This is a genomic window from Christiangramia sp., assembly GCF_029937855.1.
Taxonomy (GTDB): Bacteria; Bacteroidota; Bacteroidia; order Flavobacteriales; family Flavobacteriaceae; genus Christiangramia.
The window spans coordinates 53255-74328 of the sequence record NZ_JAPYPC010000004.1 but is presented as its reverse complement, the minus strand read 5'-3'; the positions used below and the strand labels follow the sequence as shown (position 1 = coordinate 74328).

Annotated in this window: 20 protein-coding genes; 16 read left to right on the top strand and 4 right to left on the bottom strand. The window is 38.1% G+C overall.

Annotation, left to right across the window (positions count from 1 at the left end; translation table 11 throughout):
• Nucleotides 1-11 precede the first annotated feature (11 nt).
• From Q1K34_RS03535 to Q1K34_RS03515, 5 genes are all read left to right on the top strand, one after another.
• Nucleotides 12-1202 carry an MFS transporter gene (locus Q1K34_RS03535; protein ID WP_300434588.1) on the top strand — a complete coding sequence of 397 codons (1191 nt, stop codon included), beginning with the start codon at nucleotides 12-14 and terminating at the stop codon, nucleotides 1200-1202.
• A gap of 71 nt (nucleotides 1203-1273) precedes the next feature.
• Nucleotides 1274-2710, top strand: a complete 1437-nt coding sequence (locus tag Q1K34_RS03530) for an amidohydrolase (RefSeq protein ID WP_300434585.1) — start codon at nucleotides 1274-1276, stop codon at nucleotides 2708-2710.
• 11 nt (nucleotides 2711-2721) lie between these two features.
• Nucleotides 2722-4029: a M20/M25/M40 family metallo-hydrolase gene (locus Q1K34_RS03525; protein ID WP_300434854.1), complete on the top strand. Its 1308-nt coding sequence runs from the start codon at nucleotides 2722-2724 to the stop codon at nucleotides 4027-4029.
• Nucleotides 4030-4141: 112 nt separating this feature from the next.
• Nucleotides 4142-4606 (top strand): DUF4168 domain-containing protein, encoded by a 465-nt coding sequence (locus Q1K34_RS03520; protein WP_300434582.1) that lies wholly within the window; start codon nucleotides 4142-4144, stop codon nucleotides 4604-4606.
• A 147-nt stretch (nucleotides 4607-4753) separates the two neighbouring features.
• Nucleotides 4754-5413, top strand: coding sequence for a hypothetical protein (locus Q1K34_RS03515; RefSeq protein ID WP_300434579.1), 660 nt, complete (start codon nucleotides 4754-4756; stop codon nucleotides 5411-5413).
• Here Q1K34_RS03515 and Q1K34_RS03510 read toward each other — a convergent pair.
• The gene (locus tag Q1K34_RS03510) at nucleotides 5410-6945 is read right to left on the bottom strand and encodes a GH3 auxin-responsive promoter family protein (RefSeq protein ID WP_300434576.1); all 1536 of its coding nucleotides are present in this window, start codon (nucleotides 6943-6945) and stop codon (nucleotides 5410-5412) included. The two genes, Q1K34_RS03515 and Q1K34_RS03510, sit on opposite strands and share 4 nt — an antisense overlap.
• A gap of 233 nt (nucleotides 6946-7178) precedes the next feature.
• Here Q1K34_RS03510 and Q1K34_RS03505 point away from each other — a divergent pair, with 233 nt between their 5' ends.
• The 11 genes from Q1K34_RS03505 to Q1K34_RS03455 all read left to right on the top strand — a co-directional run bounded on the left by Q1K34_RS03505 (nucleotide 7179) and on the right by Q1K34_RS03455 (nucleotide 18140).
• Nucleotides 7179-7766: a carboxymuconolactone decarboxylase family protein gene (locus Q1K34_RS03505; protein WP_300434574.1), complete on the top strand. Its 588-nt coding sequence runs from the start codon at nucleotides 7179-7181 to the stop codon at nucleotides 7764-7766.
• 20 nt (nucleotides 7767-7786) lie between these two features.
• On the top strand, nucleotides 7787-8653 hold the full coding sequence (locus Q1K34_RS03500; RefSeq protein WP_300434571.1) for a histidine kinase: 867 nt from the start codon (nucleotides 7787-7789) through the stop codon (nucleotides 8651-8653).
• A complete protein-coding gene (locus tag Q1K34_RS03495) occupies nucleotides 8653-9021 on the top strand; it encodes a response regulator (RefSeq protein WP_300434568.1) in 369 nt (122 codons plus the stop codon). The genes Q1K34_RS03500 and Q1K34_RS03495 overlap by 1 nt, the downstream gene beginning before the upstream one ends.
• A complete protein-coding gene (locus Q1K34_RS03490) occupies nucleotides 9022-9255 on the top strand; it encodes a DUF3820 family protein (protein WP_300434566.1) in 234 nt (77 codons plus the stop codon).
• A gap of 116 nt (nucleotides 9256-9371) precedes the next feature.
• Complete coding sequence (locus Q1K34_RS03485; RefSeq protein WP_300434562.1) at nucleotides 9372-11012, top strand: CTP synthase; 1641 nt, start codon at nucleotides 9372-9374, stop codon at nucleotides 11010-11012.
• A 45-nt stretch (nucleotides 11013-11057) separates the two neighbouring features.
• Nucleotides 11058-12908, top strand: a complete 1851-nt coding sequence (gene yidC / locus Q1K34_RS03480; RefSeq protein ID WP_300434559.1) for a membrane protein insertase YidC — start codon at nucleotides 11058-11060, stop codon at nucleotides 12906-12908.
• Between the two features lie 271 nt (nucleotides 12909-13179).
• Entirely contained in the window at nucleotides 13180-13845 is a 666-nt protein-coding gene (locus tag Q1K34_RS03475; RefSeq protein ID WP_300434556.1) for an aspartic peptidase, read from the top strand.
• A gap of 34 nt (nucleotides 13846-13879) precedes the next feature.
• Nucleotides 13880-14272 (top strand): lipocalin family protein, encoded by a 393-nt coding sequence (locus Q1K34_RS03470; RefSeq protein ID WP_300434553.1) that lies wholly within the window; start codon nucleotides 13880-13882, stop codon nucleotides 14270-14272.
• A 115-nt stretch (nucleotides 14273-14387) separates the two neighbouring features.
• The gene (mnmA, locus tag Q1K34_RS03465) at nucleotides 14388-15575 is read left to right on the top strand and encodes a tRNA 2-thiouridine(34) synthase MnmA (protein ID WP_300434550.1); all 1188 of its coding nucleotides are present in this window, start codon (nucleotides 14388-14390) and stop codon (nucleotides 15573-15575) included.
• 22 nt (nucleotides 15576-15597) lie between these two features.
• Nucleotides 15598-17193, top strand: coding sequence for a S8 family serine peptidase (locus tag Q1K34_RS03460; protein WP_300434547.1), 1596 nt, complete (start codon nucleotides 15598-15600; stop codon nucleotides 17191-17193).
• Nucleotides 17193-18140, top strand: coding sequence for a nitronate monooxygenase (locus tag Q1K34_RS03455; RefSeq protein WP_300434545.1), 948 nt, complete (start codon nucleotides 17193-17195; stop codon nucleotides 18138-18140). The genes Q1K34_RS03460 and Q1K34_RS03455 overlap by 1 nt, the downstream gene beginning before the upstream one ends.
• Here Q1K34_RS03455 and Q1K34_RS03450 read toward each other — a convergent pair.
• Genes Q1K34_RS03450 through Q1K34_RS03440 form a run of 3 tightly spaced genes read right to left on the bottom strand, consistent with a single transcriptional unit; the run spans nucleotide 18137 to nucleotide 21055 of the window.
• A complete protein-coding gene (locus tag Q1K34_RS03450; protein WP_300434542.1) occupies nucleotides 18137-18682 on the bottom strand; it encodes a DUF922 domain-containing protein in 546 nt (181 codons plus the stop codon). The two genes, Q1K34_RS03455 and Q1K34_RS03450, sit on opposite strands and share 4 nt — an antisense overlap.
• Nucleotides 18679-19080 carry an OsmC family protein gene (locus Q1K34_RS03445; RefSeq protein WP_300434540.1) on the bottom strand — a complete coding sequence of 134 codons (402 nt, stop codon included), beginning with the start codon at nucleotides 19078-19080 and terminating at the stop codon, nucleotides 18679-18681. The genes Q1K34_RS03450 and Q1K34_RS03445 overlap by 4 nt, the downstream gene beginning before the upstream one ends.
• Nucleotides 19070-21055: a LysM peptidoglycan-binding domain-containing protein gene (locus Q1K34_RS03440; RefSeq protein ID WP_300434538.1), complete on the bottom strand. Its 1986-nt coding sequence runs from the start codon at nucleotides 21053-21055 to the stop codon at nucleotides 19070-19072. The genes Q1K34_RS03445 and Q1K34_RS03440 overlap by 11 nt, the downstream gene beginning before the upstream one ends.
• Between the last annotated feature and the right edge of the window lie 19 nt (nucleotides 21056-21074).

Below are 21074 nucleotides of genomic sequence, written 5' to 3'. Positions count from 1 at the left end.
ACTTTAACTAATTGAAAGTACCTTCCCGGATATTGCCTGTTATTGTTTTTGCCCAGTTTTGCTGTACTTCACTATGGTTTGCTGGTAATGCAGTTATGAGTGACCTGGTTCTGGATTTTAATCTCCAGTCAGAAGCCCTGGGAGATTTAACTTCTGCAGTTCAATTTGGTTTTATTCTGGGCACTTTAAGTTTTGCTTTTCTTACAATTTCAGACCGATTCTCTCCTTCAAAAGTTTTCTTTATTTGCGCTTTTTTTGGTGCTTTTTTTAACCTTGGTATTATCCTGAAAGATAATTCACTTTACAGCCTTTTAGCCTTTAGGTTTCTTACCGGCTTTTCACTCGCGGGAATCTACCCTGTAGGCATGAAAATAGCTTCAGATTATTTCGAAAAGGGCCTCGGGAAATCGCTGGGGTTTTTAGTTGGCGCACTGGTGGTCGGAACTGCTTTCCCCCACTTATTAAAAGATATTACTGAAAATGTTCAAATAGCATGGAAATCGGTAATCCTATTTACCTCTTTGTTAGCAGTTTTGGGAGGTGTCTTAATTTTTGTTTTCATTCCAGACGGCCCACATCGCTTCAGACGTAACAAACCTGATTTGAGCACGGCGTACAAGGTTTTTAAGAATATAAAATTTCGTGCCGCTGCATTCGGCTATTTTGGCCATATGTGGGAACTCTACGCTTTCTGGGCATTTACTCCTGTGATCCTAAGTTTTTATAAAAGCCTTCATCCTGAAGCAGAATACAGTGTTCCCCTTATATCTTTTTTAGTCATTGGCCTCGGGGGACTTGCGTGTGTTGCCGGCGGATATATTTCACAAAATTTAGGAACTAAAAGAACAGCCATCATTGCATTGTCACTTTCCGGGCTTTGCTGCTTAATTTCTCCACTAATAATTTTTTTGGATTCTGAAAATTTATTGATTGGTTTTTTAATGTTCTGGGGGCTGGTAGTGGTAGCAGATTCCCCGTTATTTTCTACACTCGTAGCGCAGAATGCTCCGGCTGAATCCCGCGGAACTGCTTTAACGATCGTAAACAGTATTGGATTTGCCATTACCATTGTGAGCATTCAATTATTAAATATTTTCGCCGGAGAAATTAGCCATGAATATCTTTACGTACTCCTGGGAATAGGACCGGCATTAGGTTTATTTGGATTTTTCAGAAATAAAAAAAACGAGTCCAAAAATTGAAGATCCTGATTAATCAAAAGAATTTGAGTGTTTTTTTCCTAAATTAGAAGCTAACTCAAACCAAAATATAAATGAAAAAATTCTTATTTCTAAGCTTCCTTCTTACCTCAAGCTTCGGAATTGCCCAACAGCAAATCTCAAAAGATAAAAAAGATCTTATAAACACGATTGAAACTAAAAAGCAGGAACTAACCGAATTAAGCGATAAAATATGGGCTCTGGCCGAAACTGCTTTCGAAGAACACAAATCGGCAGAATTACTGGCAGATTTTGCCGAAAAAGAAGGTTTTCGTGTGGAGCGTGGAGTGGCTGAAATTCCAACAGCCTTTGTAGCTACTTACGGAAGTGGTTCCCCGGTTATAAGCGTATTGGGAGAATTTGATGCGTTACCAGGAATCTCACAAAAGGCCCAACCAGACAAAGAACCTCTCAACGAGGGTGCTGCGGGCCATGGATGTGGTCATAACCTGTTTGGAGTTGGTAGTCTTGCAGCGGCAATTGCGATAAAGGAAAAGATAAAAAATGGTGATATAAAAGGAACTGTGAAGTTTATAGGAACTCCCAGTGAAGAAAAATTCTTCGGAAAGATCTGGATGGTGAATGCAGGAATATGGGATGATGTAGATGTGAATATAAGCTGGCATCCCGGTGCAGAGACAAAAGCTGATGTGCAAAGCTCACTTGCGCTTGTTGACTTTAAAATCGAATTCTTCGGCCAGGCTGCACATGCCTCTGCCGACCCATGGAATGGTAAGAGTGCTTCAGACGCGCTCGAACTTTACACAACAGGTGTAAATTATTTACGTGAACACGTAAAACCTACTGTGAGAATGCATTATCATATTCAGGATGGGGGCCAGGTAGTAAATGTGGTACCGGATTATTCCAGACTGTGGATGAGAGTTAGAGATACAAAAAGGGAAGGACTCATGCCGGTATATGAACACTTACAAAAAATGGCTGAAGGTGCCGCAATAATGGCAGATGTAGATTATAAGGTTTCTTTGATTTCCGGTATTTATGAAACCTTAGTTAATCGCGAAGGCGGAAAAATTATGCAGAAGAATCTGGAGTTACTCGGCCCAATAGAATATACCCGGGAAGAACAGGAGTTTGGAAAACAAATTCAAAAAGCTACTGAAAAGGAGATGCTTGGAATGGATGCTGAAATAACCGCTCTGGAGGATACGAAAGATCATCCGGGAGGTGGTTCTACAGATGTTGGGGACGTGAGCTGGAATGTACCCAATATTAATTTAAGCGTTACCACGGCTCCCAAAGATACCCCCTGGCATTCCTGGGCAGTAGTAGCGTGTGGCGGGATGAGCATTGGTCACAAAGGAATGATATATGCTTCGAAGGCTATGAGCATGACTATGCTTGATCTTTTTAAAAATCCTGAACTAATAAATAAGGTAACAAAGGAATATAAAGAAAGGAAAGGAAATGCTGAATATAAGGCTATAATTCCTTCTGGACCTCCACCAATTCCTGATACTACTAAATAATTAAAAATGTGATGAAAATATCCGCGGTAAAAATTTTTCTGGCTCAGCTAATATTCTTTTTGTTCTTCACCAGTACATATGCACAGAAACTATCAAGAACTGAAGAAAAGATTATCGAGTCTGTTGAGGCTAATAATGAAGAAGCCATCAATTTTTTAGAAAAGGTAGTAAATATTAACAGTGGCACTCTTAATCTTACGGGAGTAAAGAAAACAGGAATGGTTTTTAAAGATGCTTTCGAAGATGTTGGGATGGAAGCTAGATGGATAGAAATGCCTGAAGAAATGAACAGGGCTGGCCACCTTTTTGCTGAAACTGAAGGTGAAAAAGGAAAAAAGATCCTCTTAATTGGCCATCTCGATACTGTTTTCGAGGAAGATAGTCCCTTCCAGAGCTTTAAGAAAATAAATGACAGTATAGCACATGCTCCCGGCGGAAATGATATGAAAGGGGGAAATGTCATTATTTTATATGCCCTCAAAGCTCTGGCCGAAAATAATCTTCTTAAAAATGCCCAGGTCATCGTTGCTCTAACCGGTGACGAAGAAAGAACTGGCAAGCCTCTTTCCATAAGCAGAAGCGACCTGATTGAAGCTGCAAAAAGAAGCGATATGGCCTTAGGTTTTGAAACTTCTACCGGTTTTAATTATGCCACTGTTGCACGAAGAGGCTCGTCCGGATGGAAAGTGGAAACATCTGGCAAACGGGCTCATTCCTCTGGTGTTTTTTCTGAAAATACAGGAGCCGGAGCCATTTTTGAATTATGCCGCATTCTTCACCAATTCTATACCGATATAAAGGGAGAAGAATTTTTAACTTTTAATCCTGGTCTAATTCTGGGCGGCACTTTTGTGGAGTATGACGATAACAAAAGTAAAGGAACTGCCTTTGGAAAAACAAATGTTGTTGCTCAAACAGCAATGGTGGAAGGTGGTTTGAGGTTTATTTCAGAAGAACAAAAAGAAAACGCAAGAGGGAAAATGAGAGAAATTGTAGAAAAACACCATCCCAAAACAGATGCCAGTATAAGCTTTACAGATAGCTATCCGGCCATGGGACCAACAAAAGGGAACTATGCGCTTCTTGAAAAATTAAATAAAGTTAGTAAGGACCTGAACCAGGGAGAGGTAAAAGCCTATGACCCTGCAAAAAGAGGTGCTGCCGATATCTCTTTCATCGCTGGATACGTAGACGGGCTTGATGGTCTGGGAACCATGGGCTCCGGTGCCCATACGCCGCAAGAAACAGTGAACCTAAATACTTTTGAAGCATTGACTAAAAGAACCGCAATCTTAATTTATAGACTAATAAGTGAATAAATAAATGTTAAGTATTTCCTAATAAAATATTTCGTTTTCTTAAAGCTTTGGAATTTTATAATTATAGGCATAGTTTTCGCACTTTTAAAAGTGAAATCATAAAATAAAGAAAATGAAGAAGTTTTTTAGTAGCCTGTTATTTGTACTAGCCATAGGATCTGCCTCTGTAATGGCACAATCTACTCCTATGACACAACAGCAGGAGAAAATAGAAGTAAGTGACGCTGAACTCGCTCAATTTGCTGAAGTTTTTCAGAGAATGAGAATGATGAACCAGGAAGTTCAGAAAGAAATGATGGCAGTAGTTGAAAATGAGGATTTTGAGCTCCAAAGATTTAATGAGATCCACCAGGCTAAAATGAATCCTGAAAAAGAAATTGAAACTACAAAAGAAGAAGATAAGAAATATGAGGCTGTTGTAGGCGAACTTGAAGCGATGCAACCTAAATTTCAAAAGAAAATGCAGGCGGTAATCACCGAAAGTGATCTTAGTATGGAAAGATACCAACAGCTCGCAATGGCACTGCAGACTGATGCTGAATTACAACAGAGACTTCAGAAGATCATGCAGAGCTAAATTTTTGAAAATACTATTTTTTTTAAAAGCAGGTTTAACTACCTGCTTTTTTTATGCCTTTTATCAAAATTATATTTTAAGTCTTTTTTAAAACTAGAAAATATTCAAGGCATCAATTTTGTTGTACTTTAAGCCTAATAATCTAATATGACAAGCATTTTAAAAAGAACAGTTCTATTATTTATTTTTGTAAGTATTCTTCCGGTTTGTCATGCCCAGCAATCCACCATGAAACAAAAAGACAGTTTAAAATTTACAAATAAAATTGTACCTGATATTATTTGGAGAGAGGCTTATGTTGCTCTTTCTCATTACCCTGAGTTAAAAGATACCCCTATTGAAATTAGGTTTAAAAAGAATATCAAAAAGTCTTTTATGCAGGCACAGCCTAAGGTGAGTAGCTTACTGAAAAACCGGAAAAATCGAAGTTATTTTATATTCATAAATGAAGAATTTTCTATTGAAGGTGAAAAATTTGATGTTACCACGGTACCATCAGATGTTTTAATTGGCTGGATAGGTCATGAACTGGGGCATATAATGGATTACCGGGATAGATCAGCTGCGGAAATGCTGTGGTTTGGCGTTAAATACATCACCTCGAAAAATTACATTAGAGAAGCAGAAAGAGCTGCAGATACCTATGCGGTAAATCATGGCTTAGGACAACATATCATAGCTACAAAAGATTTCATATTGAACCATTCGAAACTTTCTGAAAATTATAAAGACAGGATTCAGGATCTGTACCTGTCCCAGGAAGAAATAATGGTTTTAATTGAAGAAATTCACGAAGAGACAGATTAACTTAATGCTCCTTCATCTTTTAAAAATTGCTGCCAGTTTTCGAGTTTTTCTTCATTCATTACTTTTTCCATTTTAACCTGTCCGCCTTTCTTTTTATTACGGGCATTCCATTCATGGAACAAATTAGGATCTATCGTGGTTAGTTTGACACCTTTTAAAGCTTTTCCTCTGGCTACTTTATAATTCTTATTAGCATCTTTTAAAGCCTGGTCCAAAGCTTCTGCCAGTTTTTCATCATCTGCTTTATCTTCAGTTCCCAGATACCAGAAATGATAATATTCGCCATCTTCTGCACGCTTTGCTGCCACTACAAATTCAGGTATTTTAATATCGAACTGGTTCTCCAGTTCCTGAACAGCATCGTTCATTTTATTTACTGAAAGTTGTGAGCCTACTACATTCAGAAAGAATTTCGTTCTGCCCGTGATCCTTATCTCATGTTTTGCTTTGTCGGTGAATTTAACAGTATCTCCTATTAAATATCTCCAGGCACCACTCACCGTTGAAATTAGAAGCACATAATCTTTTTCCTCCTCGACATCGGCCAAGGAGATTACAGGGGCATCTGCTGTTATGGAACCATCCTGGTTGATATAATCAGGTTTAAAGGGCACGAATTCAAAATATACACCATTGTCGAGGATCAGTTTCATGGAACGGGTATCTGGCCTGTTTTGTATAGCCAGGAATCCTTCGGAAGCCAGATAGGTATCTATCACCTGTACAGGTTTCCCCCAAAGTGCCTCAAAGCTTTTTTCGTAAGGTTCAAAAGCTACCCCACCGGACGCATACACCTGAAGGTTTGGCCATATTTCGTGTATATTCGCTACTTTATAATATTCTATAACCTTTTTCAGCATAAGTTCCATCCAGGAAGGAATGCCGCTTAAAGCACCTATATCCCAGTCTTTTGCATTTTCAGCAATTTTCTGAACTCTTTCATCCCATTCATCGATTTTAGAGATCTCTTCGCCGGGTTTGTAATATCCTCTGAACCAAAACGGAATATTGCTCGCGCTAATACCACTAATCTCACCTTCCTCATGATCTCCCTCTTTATGAAGATCTGTCGAGCTGCCCAACATCATGATCTCTTTTTCAAAAAAATCTGGGGGAAGATCGAAATTACTAAGCGCACTAACCTGCTTAATACCAGCACTGCGAATAGATTCAAGCATTTCATCGGTAACGGGAATTCTTTTACTACTTTTCCCGGTAGTTCCTGAACTAATGGCAAAATAAGGAGGTTTTCCCGGCCAGGTTACACTCTCTTCTCCTTCATGATATTTATGCCACCACTCTTTATCTATTTTGTTATAATCAAAATAAGGAACCCTTTCGGAAAATTCTTTCTGGATATTCTCAGATTCTAAGATCTCTTCAAACTTATAATATTTACCAAAGGAAGTATTTTTCGCCTTTGTTAATAATCCGCGCAATACCTCTTCCTGATTTTTCTCTGCTTCCCCTTCATTTGTAAAAGTTTCTTTGAGGTCTATAAGACTTTTTATAATAGAACCGAAAACTGCCATGTGTCGTATTTTTTTTGGAAACTTTAAAGCTAAAAATAACATTAATCACCTTCTAAAGATTACCAAATATTTAACGAGAACCAATAAGTAATATTAGCCGTACAAACTTGTTTATTTGGATTGGGAAAAAATTTAAAAACTGTTAAAAATCAGTTAGAACCGATGAAATACAAAATTTAACTGTAATATTTACAAATTAAAGCTATTACACCAATATAATCCTACAAATTCTTATGGCTCAAACTTTACCCAAAACTCAGGCTAGATTTAAAATGGTTTCCTATGAACAGGCTTCTCCAGGTGTACAGGAAATTTACGATGACACCAAGAAAACACTTCAACTTCCATTCGTTCTGAACTGGTTTAAATGTCAGGGAGACAACGAACTTCTACTTAAAGGAAACTGGAGCAAATTAAAAAATACCTTAATGGAAGGCCAGGTACCAAATGTTCTTAAACAGCTTATTATATATAATGTTTCCAAAGAAAGAGGATGTCATTATTGTACTCACGCTCATGGAATTTTTGCTGATAGCATGAGTACCATGATCTCAGAAGAAGAAGGTTTTGTTGCCACAAAACATTTGAGTTCCCCAACGATGCCGCTAAGCTATAGAACGGCTGTTCAAGTAGTTAGTAAAGCAGCTTTAAATCCTTCTGAAGTTTCAGATGAAGATTTCAACCAACTGGAAGAGGCTGGTTTTTCCCAAAAAGAAATTCAGGAATTAATGGCGCAGGCAGACCTCGTGAATATGTTAAATACTATTTCTGATGTTTCAGGGATTAAAATAGATAATGAATTGCTCGAAACTCCGCAATAAAGGCTTCGTTATCAGTATCCATGAGCAATATCACCCAAAATACTTCCCAGCTTTATAGAATTACCTACGAAGCCTATTCAAAATTTGCCAATGATATAAATCGTTGCGTAAATCTTGAAGAGGTCTCTGATGTATGTAGGACCCACCTAAAATATCTGATAAATTTCAGGATTATAAGAATGACCATACACCAGGGTGACCGGTTCTTTTTCTTTGAATTGTTCGGGAATGAAGTTTGGGTAGATCTAAAAGAGAACTCTTCTCTCTTTCCTTTCGAAAAAGAATTACTGGAAAAAGGGATCCCACTTATTACCAATGAAATTCCAGATAAATTAATCAGAAATAAAGTTGATATTACTCCCTTATTAGATCCTGTGCTTTGGGGCTGGTGTTTTGATAAAAATGAAAGAAAAGTATTAGTATCTTTGCTCGCAGACCAGGAAAAATCATTTTCGGTTGGAGATGTGGAAATCCTGAAATTAATGGTGGATTGTGTTCAGGCTAAATTCAGTGAAATATATCTGAAAAGACAACTTTCTATTCAGAATAAAAATCTTTCTGAAGCTTACGATACCATTAAGAAAAAGAATAAGGAAATTGAAAATATAGTAGAGAACCAAAAGCAAATTATTCAGGAGAGAACCAATGAGATTGTTCAAAAGAATAAAAAATTGCTACATATTCTGGCTCTAAATTCCCACAATATAAGGGAGCCCTTATCCAGGATTCAGGGAATCATACAATTATTTGAATTTATGGATGATACCGCTTGCAGAGAGGATCTTATTCCTAAACTTGAAACTACGGTTGAGGAAATGGACGATATATTAAAAGAAGTCGTAGAAATGGCCTCCAAAGAATTGATACAATTAAAGGCTACAGATTAATGAGTAAAATTTATTTGGTAGACGATCAGCCTATCGCAAATTTCATCACCAAAAAATTGCTGGAACTTGAAGGTTTCAAGGGCAGTGTAGAAGATTATACAGATCCTGAAAAGGCCTTTCAATCTGTTGCCATAGATAAAGATGCATTGATTTTTCTGGATCTTAATATGCCGAAAATGAACGGATGGGAATTTTTAGATGCTATGAAGGAGAAAGATATTTCTCATCGTATCATCATTCTAACTTCCAGCACCAGCAAAATAGACCAGGCGAGGGCAAAAGAATACCCCTGTGTGGTAAAATACATGACCAAGCCCATGAATAAAAAGAAGTTTTCTGAACTTTCAGATTATTTAAAAGCTTCGTAGTTGCCGGCTCCAGATCCTCAAAAATTATTAGAACTTGCCTACGCTAAAATGCACTTCGGCAAGTATAAAGATTATTATCTTTCAGATATTCCAGAACCTTATTATGTCTGGTTCAGGCAGAAAGGTTTTCCCCCGGGAAAACTCGGAGATCAAATGCAACAGGTTTTTGAACTAAAGATTAATAGTCTTGAAGGTTTGCTGCGGCAGATAAGAAAAAGGTATCCAAAGCCGTAATTTCAGTAAAGACAGCCTGTTAAAAAGCTCTTAATAATAGCTTTCCAATTTAGTGTCTTTTTCTATTCTTCTTTGTAATTTAGCGCCCTGAATAAACAACGCAACAAACAAGAAAAATGGCCGATACCAAGTATATATTTGTTACAGGAGGTGTATCATCTTCCCTCGGAAAAGGGATTATTGCCGCTTCCTTAGCAAAATTATTGCAGGCAAGGGGATTTAAAGCTACTATTCAGAAACTGGATCCATACATCAACGTAGATCCGGGAACCCTAAATCCCTACGAACACGGAGAATGTTATGTTACCGAAGATGGCGCTGAAACCGATCTTGATCTTGGTCATTATGAGCGTTTTTTAAACGTGAATACCTCGCAGGCAAATAACGTCACCACCGGAAGAATTTATCAAAGCGTCATTGAAAAAGAACGCCGCGGTGAATTCCTTGGAAAAACCGTACAGGTGGTACCTCATATTACCAATGAAATCAAGGAAAGAATTCAGATTCTTGGAAAAAATGGAGATTACGATATCGTAATTACAGAAATTGGTGGAACCGTAGGGGATATTGAATCCCTGCCGTATATTGAAGCGGTAAGACAGTTAAAATGGGAGTTAGGTGATGATAATGCACTTGTAATTCATCTTACGCTGGTACCCTATCTTTCCGCAGCAGGTGAATTAAAAACAAAGCCTACCCAGCACAGTGTGAAAACGCTGATGGAAAGCGGGATTAAAGCAGATATCCTGGTTTGCCGTACAGAACATGAACTCTCTGATGATATTCGCAGAAAACTGGCCATATTCTGTAATGTAAGGCAGGAAGCAGTAATCCAAAGTATCGATGCTCCTACTATCTATGATGTCCCTAATATGATGCTTAAGGAAGGACTGGATACGGTTACTCTTAAAAAACTGGCACTTCCAGACGAGTCCACGCCAAATTTAGACCGATGGAACCAGTTTTTGCAAAGACATAAAAACCCGAAAGCTGAAGTTCATATTGGATTGATTGGAAAATACGTAGAACTTCAGGATTCCTATAAATCTATCCTCGAATCTTTTATCCATGCCGGCGCAGAGAATGAAGTATCTGTAAATGTGGAATATATCCATTCAGAATTTATTAATGACAGTACTATTCATAATAAAATAAGCCATCTTGACGGAGTACTTGTAGCACCCGGATTCGGCGAAAGAGGAATTGAAGGAAAGATCGATGCGGTTCGATACGCTCGTGAAAACGATTTACCATTTTTAGGAATATGTCTGGGAATGCAAATGGCGGTAATAGAATTTGCTCGTAATGTACTTCAGTTAAAAGGAGCTAATTCTACTGAAATGGATTCGGAAACCAAACATCCGGTGATAGACCTGATGGAGGCACAAAAGGAAGTAACCCATAAAGGTGGGACCATGCGTCTTGGTGCCTGGGATTGCGAATTAGTTGATGATTCTATTATCCAAAAGGTATATGGGCAGGATAAGATAAAGGAACGTCATCGCCATCGCTACGAATACAATAATAAATATAAAGAGCAATTGGAAAATGCCGGAATGAAAAGTACCGGGATTAATCCTGAAACCGGACTGGTAGAGATCATTGAGTTAAAAGACCACCCATGGTTTGTAGGGGTTCAATATCACCCGGAATATAAGAGTACTGTGGCCAGCCCACATCCTCTTTTTGTTTCTTTTGTGAAAGCTGCACACGAACATTCCATAAAACAGAAAAATGCCAAGATGGCACAGAAATAAAATTGGTCATTTTTTTGACCATGGAAGATTAAGCAAAACTAAATAATGGAAGAAAAGAAAATAGATATTCAATCTATCATTGGATTTATTCTTATTGGAGGGATTCTTTTATGGATGCTCTACAATAATACGCCTGAAGAAACTCCAACAGAAGATAATATTACTACTGAACAGGTTGAAACAACGCCTTCTGAAAATCAGCAAACTTCAGAAGCACCACAAAAAAGTACCGCTAATGATTCTACGGCGCTTGTAGATGCTCAACGACGATTAGGGGCATTTGGTTATTCAGAAACTCTTTCTTCAGCCAAGGGAGGAACCACCACCATTTCTAATGATGTGTTGGAATTAAAGATTGCCAACAAAGGTGGTTATATAGAAGAAGCACGCCTAAAGAATTTCAAGACTTTCGATTCCATTCCGGTTTACCTAATTAAAGATGGAAATGCATCTTTTAACATGAACTTCAGCACTACCGATGGTAGGTCTTTAAATACTGAAAATTTATTCTTTGAACCGGAACTTACTGAACATAATGGCAACCAGATCCTCTCGATGAAATTAAAGGTTTCAGAAGATGAATATCTGGAATATCGCTATGCCATGCGTCCGGGAGAATATATGCTGGATTTCAGCATACGTTCCCAGGGATTAACCGGTGTTTTAAATTCTGGCAACACCCCTACTCTGGACTGGAAACTTAAGGGATATCGTCACGCAAAAAGTATCTCCTATGAAAATAGATACACCGACCTTATCTATGAATATGATGGCGGTGATGATGATAGTGTGACCAACGGCGAGGATGAAGATGAGGATGTTAGTTATATCGCCTATAGACAACACTTTTTCTCTTCTATTCTTTTAACCGATAATCCCTTCAAGACCAGTAGTTTCGAAGTAGTAGATCTGGTGGAAGATGAAGAAGTAGACACTGTATTTACCAAAACATTCGCATCAACTATTCCTTTAGAATTGAAAGCAGGGGAATTAAACTATAGTATGAATTGGTACTACGGTCCTTCAGATTATAAGATCCTGAATGATTACGATCGTAACCTTGATGAAATTATCCCCTTAGGATGGGGAATTTTTGGATGGATCAATAAATATCTTTTCATTCCATTCTTTGCATTTCTTGCCGGAGTACTTCCAAGCTACGGACTAGCAATTATCGCAATGACCATTGTAGTGAGAATTGTACTTTCTCCAGTTACTTATAAATCTTATCTCTCCCAGGCGAAGATGAAGATCCTAAGACCAGAGATCAATGAGCTTAATGAGAAGTATAAGGACAATGCGATGAAAAAGCAGCAGGAAACAATGAAGCTTTATAGTAAGGCGGGAGCCAGCCCTATGAGCGGATGTTTGCCGGCACTAATGCAGATTCCTGTTTTCTATGCCTTATTTCAGTTTTTCCCAAGTGCTTTTCAGCTAAGACAAAAAAGTTTCCTTTGGGCAGATGATCTTTCCAGTTATGATGTGGTTGCTGAATTGCCGTTCCACATTCCATTTTATGGAGACCATGTGAGTCTGTTCCCAATATTAGCTTCCGTGGCGATATTCATTTATATGATGATGACCACCGGGCAAAGCATGCAGGCTAATCAACAACCTGGAATGCCTAATATGAAGTTCTTAATGTATCTTTCACCGCTTATAATGTTGATTTTCTTCAACAACTACGCCAGTGGATTATCGCTTTACTATTTCACTTCTAACCTGATTACCATAGGTATCATGTTGGTGATAAAATATGCGATTATCGATGAGGATAAGATTCATGCTAAAATTCAGGAAAACAAAAAGAAGCCTAAGAAACAGAACAGGTTTACAAAAAAGTTCCAGGAAATGATGGAACAGGCTGAAGAACAACAGAAAAAACAAAAGAAATAGTTTACTGCACGAGGCTGTCTAAAAAGTTAGAAAGACGTCATCCTGGATTTATTTCAGGATCTCAACTAATTGAAATCCGAATCAATTAGAAGCTGAAGCAAGTTCAGCTTGACGAAATAAAAACTTTTTAGACAGCTTTTTTTTATACTATTATTTCAGAACTTACTTTTTGAAATAAATTCTATTTTTCAGAGTTTTTATTAGTGGATTAATTTTTGATAATAACTAAAACCAATTAGTTAATTTGCTAATTATACCGTCTAATTAAAATATGATTAAACAGTATTTATATATAGTTGTATCTATATTATTCTTTACAGATACTCAAGCTCAGAAAAACCAGTACGATGAGGAAGGTAATCGACATGGTTACTGGCAAGTGGATTTTGAAGGAACCTCAAAACCGAAATTTGAGGGAAATTTTAATCATGGGCAAGAAACCGGAGAATTTAAATTCTATAAAAAAGGATTTTATGACCATCCCACAGCCATAATGGATTTTGAATCAGATCGCGATTCGGTTAAGGTCACTTATTTCACCCAAAAAGGCAAAGCGATTAGTGAAGGGATGATGATTGATAAAAAAAGAGAAGGAAAATGGCTGTATTTTCATCAGGAATCTGATAGTATCATGATGACAGAAGTTTATAAAAATGACACCTTAAACGGTCTTCAAAAGACTTATTTCACTAACGGAGAGCTTGCCGAAAAAACCAATTATCAAAACGGAAATAAGCATGGGGAAAGTCTAATTTATGCTGATAATGGCCAGGTGACGAAAAAGCTACAATATAAGGATGGAGAATTGCATGGTGCCGCCCTTTATTTTACTCCCACTGGGGATAAACTCATGGAAGGATCTTATACTGAAGGCAGAAAATCCGGCACCTGGAAATATTATTCAGAAGGAAAATTAGAAAGAGAAGAAGATTATTAAAAATGATATATTTGAATAACCTAAATAAATACTTATGAAAAAGTTCTTAATTTTATTATTATCGATTACGCTTTTAACGTCTTGTAGTGATGACGATGATGCAACGCAAGAGGGAGATATCGTTGGAACCTGGGTGCTTGTAGAAGCTAATAACATTCCGGGATACACGGTAAACGAGTGCACAGGACAATCTACAATCACTTTCAATGCAGATAATACGGCATCTTCAGAGTTTTTCTCTTCCGTAGAAGGAGAATGCGTTTCTGAAACCGATACCGGAAACTGGAGCAGTTCCTCAGATTCACAATATACTATTGAAGTACCTCAATTAGGTGAAGTTACAGGAACTGTAGCGTTTAACGGCAATAGATTTACTTTTAGACCTAATGATTTTCCTGCTTCCAGCCTTACTTTTCAAAGAAACTAAAAGATCTTATTTATCAAACTTAAAGGTGGCTTTCGCCACCTTTTTTTATTTCGTAATTTTGTGCCCGCTTAACCGACTCTTTCTTCGGTTATCTAAAAGCATAAAATAACAGGGAATGAAAAAAGTGGTTGTTGGTTTATCCGGAGGTGTAGATTCAAGTGTTTCAGCTTATCTTTTAAAGGAGCAGGGCTATGAGGTGATTGGTCTTTTTATGAAGAACTGGCATGATGATTCTGTGACCATTTCAGACGAATGTCCCTGGTTAGACGATAGCAACGATGCCATGATGGTGGCCGATAAACTTGGTATCCCATTTCAAACGGTAGATCTCAGTGAACAGTATAAAGAGCGTATCGTAGATTATATGTTCAATGAATACGAAAAAGGACGAACCCCAAATCCCGACGTGCTTTGCAACCGGGAAATAAAGTTCGACGTTTTTATGAAAATCGCCCTCTCCCTTGGAGCCGATTATGTGGCGACCGGTCATTATTGCCGAAAAGGAGAATTCGAGAAGGATGGGGAAACTATTTACCAGTTACTTTCAGGAAAAGACACTAACAAAGACCAATCTTATTTTCTTTGTCAGTTAACTCAGGAGCAGCTTTCCAGGACCCTTTTCCCTATTGGCGAACTACAAAAATCTGAAGTTAGAAAGATAGCTTCGGAACAAAATCTTGTAACTGCAGAAAAGAAAGATTCGCAAGGATTATGCTTTATTGGTAAAGTAAGACTCCCAGAATTTCTTCAGCAGAAATTAAAGCCGAAAGAAGGAGTGATCGTGGAAGTCCCGGCAAAAAACGACACTTTTTTAGAAGAAGATATTAATTTCAATACAAAAATTGAGCAATTAAAACATCTCTCTAAAAAATTCAATTACCGCCTTAAGGATGGTAAGATCGTGGGAAAACACCAGGGTGCGCACTATTTTACCAAAGGTCAGCGTAAAGGTCTTGCGGTTGGAGGTACCCCGGAGCCTTTATTTGTAATAGATACCGATGTTGAAGAAAACGTTATCTATACCGGGCAGGGGAAAGATCATCCAGGGATTTACAGGCAGGGACTTTTTATAGCCCAGGATGAAGTCCATTGGGTTCGGAAAGATCTTGCCATTGAAAATGACGAGGAATTGAGGCTTAAAGCTCGTATAAGATATCGCCAGCCGCTACAGGATGCTACACTACATCAAACTGAAAATGGTATGTACGTGATTTTTGATGAACCACAGGCATCTATCACCGAAGGACAATTCGTAGCCTGGTATAAAAATGAAGAACTACTCGGTTCTGGAGTTATTTCGTAAATTGAAGTTTTAGCACCCTTTCATGAAAAATCTACTATTGATTTTTTTCCTTGTGACCTGTTTTTCCTATTCACAGGAAGAACACGCATGGGTATATTTTAAAGACAAGCCGAATCTTCAGCAGGCTTTGGCGAATCCCTCCAGCATTTTAAGTGTAAAAGCTATTCAGCGGAAATCCCTTCGAGGAACACCAATAGATGAAAGGGACGTTCCGGTAAATGAAGATTATATTTCGCGTATTAAATCTGAGGAAAACATTTCAATAAAAGCTAAATCTAAATGGATGAATTGCGTGCATGTGATTGGCCCAGCTGAGGAAATTTCAAAACTTGGGATGTTCGAATTTGTTTTGAAAATAGAATTTGCCAATGATAATTTAAATACAAGATCTTCTTCTGAAAAGAAAATAAAAGAGAATAAATTAGAAACCAATATTGATTTCAGCTACGGCCAGGCTTTGAATCAAACCGAAATGCTAAACACCGATTATCTCCATGAAAATGATTTTACCGGTGAAGGAATAAGCATTGCGGTTATGGATGCTGGTTTTCCCAATGTAAGAACCATGCAGGCTTTTAATAGGTTGCGATCTAACGGAAAACTTCTGGGAGGTTATGATTTTCCTAATAGATCTACAGATTTTAATAACCCTGAATTGAGCAACCACGGCACGCTGGTACTCTCTAATATGGCTGGTTTTATTGAAGGTAGCTATGCGGGGACAGCACCCGATGCCTCCTATTATCTATTCCGTACAGAAATTGAAGCAACAGAGACTCCTGTGGAAGAGTCCTATTGGGTGGAAGCTGCGGAAAGGGCCGATAGTCTGGGTGTAGATCTTATCAATACTTCGTTGGGCTACACTTTATTTGACGATCCAGATTATAGCTACACTCCTGAAGATATGGATGGAGAAACAACTTTTATATCCAGGGGAGCAACTATTGCTACAGAAAAAGGTTTGCTAGTGGTAACCTCAGCCGGAAACCGCGGAAATGAGGAGTATTTTAAAATTATTGGTGCCCCTGCAGATGCCAATGTACTTTCTGTTGGCGCTGTAGACAGGAACAGAAATTATGCTCCCTTTAGTTCACCCGGACCTTCAGCAGATGGTCGGGTAAAACCAGATGTGGCCGCCCAGGGATTGGAAATAGTGGCGATAGATGAGTTTGATAATTTGGTACAGGTAAGCGGAACTTCCTTTGCCTCCCCTATCCTTGCCGGTTCGGTGGCCAGTTTTTGGCAGGCAGATCCTTCTCTTAGCAATACTGAAGTAATGCAACTGGTAAGGAAATTTTCAAGTTTATTTACTAATCCAACGACTCAACTTGGGTATGGGATTCCCAATTTTCAGGATGCCTTATTACAGGTACTTGAAGATAAAGAAATTTCCGAAGAATTGTTTCTTTATCAAAATCCTGTGGTTAACAATTTAAGATTTAACAATCCAGGGAATTTAGCCTATAAAATCACTTTATTCAATACGCTGGGGCAGGTTCTTTTACAACAAGAGCAGAGGGAAGATAAAATAGACCTTTCAGGTTTTTCCAGAGGAATTTATATTATTATGTTTGAACAGAATAATTCAAGACAATCTTTTCTTATCATTAAAAAATAATGGCAAACACAAATAGAATCACACAACTTTTCAATATAAAATATCCTTTGATCCAGGCCGGAATGATCTGGGCCAGCGGATGGAAATTAGCCAGTGCCGTTTCCAATGCCGGCGGATTGGGAATAATTGGTTCAGGTTCTATGTACCCCGATATTTTAAGAGAACATATTCAAAAATGTAAGAAAGCTACCGATAAATCTTTCGCTGTAAACGTTCCCATGCTATATCCTGAAATTGATAAGATCATGGAAATTATCGTTGAAGAAGGGGTTAAGATCGTATTTACCTCTGCCGGAAATCCAAAAACCTGGACCAGACACCTGCAAGAGCACGGAATAAAAGTGGTTCATGTGGTAAGCAGTGTGAAATTTGCGATAAAATCTGAAGAAGCCGGAGTAGATGCCGTGGTAGCTGAAGGTTTTGAAGCCGGGGGCCATAACGGTAGGGATGAGACTACTACTTTTACACTGATTCCTATGGTCAAGGAAAAGATTTCTATTCCTTTAATCGCTGCTGGCGGTATTGCAACAGGAAAAGGAATGCTTGCAGCTATGGTACTTGGCGCAGATGCTGTTCAAATTGGCAGCCGATTTGTAGCCACACCAGAAGCTTCTTCCCATCCGAATTTCAAAGAAATGGTGGTAAATGCCAAAGAGGGTGATACCGTTTTAACCCTGAAGGAACTTGCTCCAGTGCGGTTACTTAAAAATAAATTCTATGAAGATGTGCAGGAACTCTATACAAAATCACCCGGTAAACAGGAACTCATTGAATTATTAGGACGCGCCAGGGCAAAAAAAGGGATGTTTGAAGGTGATCTGGAAGAAGGCGAACTTGAAATTGGACAAATTTCAGGCCTTATTCATGAAATTAAACCTGCTGCCGATATCGTTAGAGAAATAATCTCTGAATTTGATTCGGCAAAAAAAGAAGCAGCTCAACTTTAGCTTGAATATTGCTGTAATTTTTTTAGTTCCTGCTGAATAAATTTTCGCCACTTAATTTCGGCTTCCCTAAATTCACTATGGGAAGTTTCTTTATCAAACTTATTTTGCATGGCAGTTCTTTCTGCTTCAATTTTTTGATAAATACGTTTTAAGTCCTGTCGAATATTTCGACCAATCTCATATTGCTCCAGGGCTTTTCTAAGCTTGCGGGCATGTAATTCAGAAATATCAAAATGCAATTGTTCATGAGCCAGGAGATATTGTTCGTTTTCTATTTCTTTAACCCAGGAAAGTTGGGGGTAAAAATTGCTAAATACTTCGTGCTCTAAAATCGGCGTTCCGGAAGAAGTGCTGTAACTCCAGGTATAACTAATCCCGGAATTGGTATTTGCAGAATAAGAATTTGAATCATCTGGCAAAGCTTTAAAATCTTTCCAGGTCAAAGGCCTATCCTGCTGCCATCTAATCTTTTCCTGTTTCTCCTGCGCCAAAACTGCCGAAGAAATCAATAAAATAATTATTAAAAACCCTACATTTTTCATGAATAACGAAAGGAAATGTTCTTTTCGATCTCTGGATGCAAACTTTCAAGTACAGGACAGGTTTTGGCGGTTTTTTCAAGGATTTTAGTCTGCTTTTCAGAATAAGTGGCAGGCATCAAAATAGCCACATCAATCCTGGAGATCCTTCTGGGTTCTGAAGCCATAGTTTTAGTAACTTTCGCAGAAGCGCCCTTTATATCTATTTCGAGAGATTCTGCTTTAATCCCCATTACCGTTAGCATACAGGTCGCCAGGGCATTGGCCACGGTATCTGTAGGAGAAAATGCTTCACCTTTTCCATGGTTATCCACTGGAGCATCAGTGATCATCTTGGATCCACTTTGAAGATGTTCAGATTCAGTTCTTAGGTCACCAAGATAAATTACTTTAGAAGTCATTTGCTTTGCTTATAGTAAGGTCCTCATTCAGTTGTAAAATATAAATTGCATCATTGGTATAGCCTGCTCCACCGGCATTTGGCATATAATGGAATTTACTTTCATAATATTCGGTATAGCCGGGATACTTTTCAAAAGACTCATAAAGATCTTCTGCTGAAGCAAGCCGTAATAGCACATCCATAGTTAGATCATAACCTCTTACCGCATATTGATTAGGTTCAATATTGAAGCGGGTTTCGTAATCCTTGATAAAATCATCAGAAAGTTTGGTATCATATTCCTTATCTACAGAAGGATAACGGAATTTTAGCTTTCCAAGGTGATTGTTGGAAATGATGTCATTTTCATAGGCATTGTTCTTATTAGTAGTTAACAACGTCACGTCATGATTTCTTGCCAATCTATTTAATGCTGCAGTAACGCTACTTACTAAATTGATGTTATCTGATTCCAGAATTACCCAATTTTCACCTCCAGCCATCATTTCAGCTAATTTAGCTTCAGAAACAAAATTGCCGCTGGGATTCACATTTCTAGCTGAAGGAATAAGGTTATTCAATTCATTTTTAATCTGAAAAGATTTCCCATCAGCTACAATAATAATATTCTTTCCTGTAGAATTCTTTACAATATAATCCACCATGGCGCTTTTCATAAAATCATCTCCAGGCCTTGACTGAAAAAGATTTTTATAGCCTCTCATACTTCTGTTTGACAACGGGTTTATCACCGGAATATTCTTTTTTTCCAACCTCGAGGCCGCAGCTTCGGTAGTTTCCTGTAACAGCGGTCCAATAACCGCATCGGTATTATTAAAATTATTACTGTTGATGATATTGGCTACCTCAGAAGGATCTCTTTTGGTGTCATAAACTTTAAGGTTCGTCGAGATGCCCATAGATTTCGCTTTATCTACCGCCATGAGCACTCCGCTATAGAAATCTAAAGAGATACGTACCACCCTTTCATTCAAAATTGTATTGCGGTAGGTCTCCAGAGAATCGGCATCTATTTTGTTTAAATGATATGGTAGCATTAAGGCGATCTCCTTGGTACTACGATTATTTATAAATTCACTTAAATCCATTTTGGTATCGGCCATTTCGCCCCGCCCGGTATAAGCATCATCATCTATCTCTTCGCCGTCACTGTTTTTCTTCGGAACTTTTAATACCATCCCGAATTTTAGCCCTTCTTTAAGTGCAGGGTTGAGTTGCTTTAAAGAATCCTGACTCACTCCAAAACGTTCAGCTAAACTATATAAGGTTTCCTGTGGTTTTACTTCGTAGAACCTAAACCTTTCATCGGTAATGATTACCGGCTCATCATCCAGTACATCGGTACCCACTCTTATCATCATTCCCGGCTGTAGCACTTCTACTCTGGGGTTTAAACCTTCCAGTTCTTTTACCGTCATTCCATATTTCCTGGCGATCCCGTACTTTGTTTCTTTCGGAAGAACGATATGCTCCCGGGTGCTTGTAATTTGCTTTTCCTGAGGTTTATTATTTTCAACAGGAATTGAGGAGGTGGTATTTTCAGTAATAATAGATTGCTGAGAATTAGAATTTCCTGAAGGAATTTTTATAGTCTCCCCCATTTGCAGTTCTTTGGAATACAGCTGCTTATTGTATCTCTTTATATCGTCTACACTTACGTTATATTCTTTGGAAAGGCTATAAAGAGTTTCTTTCTTCTTTACTGTATGTTCCACAAATTGCGGAGCTTCAGAAACGGTAGATTTTTGAGCAGAACCAGATTCTTTAATCGGAATTACCAGCTTCTCATTCACCCCAATCCCCTCACGTGCCTCTGGATTATATTTGTAAATATCTTCCTCATCTATGCTATAGCTTTGAGAAATACTGAAAACGGTTTCCCCTTTTTTTACAGTATGGTATTTATACGCCTGTGCATTCGCCGAGGTCGAATAAACCTGAAAAAGAAAACATATTACAAATAGATACTTCATTATCGTTTTTAGTTTAAAC

Bases quoted from the DNA above. Each gene is read 5' to 3' on its own strand.
- Q1K34_RS03500 (WP_300434571.1), top strand. From the start codon at position 7,787: ATGAGCAATATCACCCAAAATACTTCCCAGCTTTATAGAATTACCTAC.
- Q1K34_RS03445 (WP_300434540.1), bottom strand. From the start codon at position 19,080: ATGACTTCTAAAGTAATTTATCTTGGTGACCTAAGAACTGAATCTGAA.
- Q1K34_RS03485 (WP_300434562.1), top strand. From the start codon at position 9,372: ATGGCCGATACCAAGTATATATTTGTTACAGGAGGTGTATCATCTTCC.
- Q1K34_RS03520 (WP_300434582.1), top strand. From the start codon at position 4,142: ATGAAGAAGTTTTTTAGTAGCCTGTTATTTGTACTAGCCATAGGATCT.
- Q1K34_RS03440 (WP_300434538.1), bottom strand. From the start codon at position 21,055: ATGAAGTATCTATTTGTAATATGTTTTCTTTTTCAGGTTTATTCGACC.
- yidC (WP_300434559.1), top strand. From the start codon at position 11,058: ATGGAAGAAAAGAAAATAGATATTCAATCTATCATTGGATTTATTCTT.
- Q1K34_RS03530 (WP_300434585.1), top strand. From the start codon at position 1,274: ATGAAAAAATTCTTATTTCTAAGCTTCCTTCTTACCTCAAGCTTCGGA.
- Q1K34_RS03515 (WP_300434579.1), top strand. From the start codon at position 4,754: ATGACAAGCATTTTAAAAAGAACAGTTCTATTATTTATTTTTGTAAGT.
- Q1K34_RS03460 (WP_300434547.1), top strand. From the start codon at position 15,598: ATGAAAAATCTACTATTGATTTTTTTCCTTGTGACCTGTTTTTCCTAT.
- Q1K34_RS03510 (WP_300434576.1), bottom strand. From the start codon at position 6,945: ATGGCAGTTTTCGGTTCTATTATAAAAAGTCTTATAGACCTCAAAGAA.
- Q1K34_RS03475 (WP_300434556.1), top strand. From the start codon at position 13,180: ATGATTAAACAGTATTTATATATAGTTGTATCTATATTATTCTTTACA.
- Q1K34_RS03505 (WP_300434574.1), top strand. From the start codon at position 7,179: ATGGCTCAAACTTTACCCAAAACTCAGGCTAGATTTAAAATGGTTTCC.
- Q1K34_RS03525 (WP_300434854.1), top strand. From the start codon at position 2,722: ATGAAAATATCCGCGGTAAAAATTTTTCTGGCTCAGCTAATATTCTTT.
- mnmA (WP_300434550.1), top strand. From the start codon at position 14,388: ATGAAAAAAGTGGTTGTTGGTTTATCCGGAGGTGTAGATTCAAGTGTT.
- Q1K34_RS03470 (WP_300434553.1), top strand. From the start codon at position 13,880: ATGAAAAAGTTCTTAATTTTATTATTATCGATTACGCTTTTAACGTCT.
- Q1K34_RS03450 (WP_300434542.1), bottom strand. From the start codon at position 18,682: ATGAAAAATGTAGGGTTTTTAATAATTATTTTATTGATTTCTTCGGCA.
- Q1K34_RS03455 (WP_300434545.1), top strand. From the start codon at position 17,193: ATGGCAAACACAAATAGAATCACACAACTTTTCAATATAAAATATCCT.
- Q1K34_RS03495 (WP_300434568.1), top strand. From the start codon at position 8,653: ATGAGTAAAATTTATTTGGTAGACGATCAGCCTATCGCAAATTTCATC.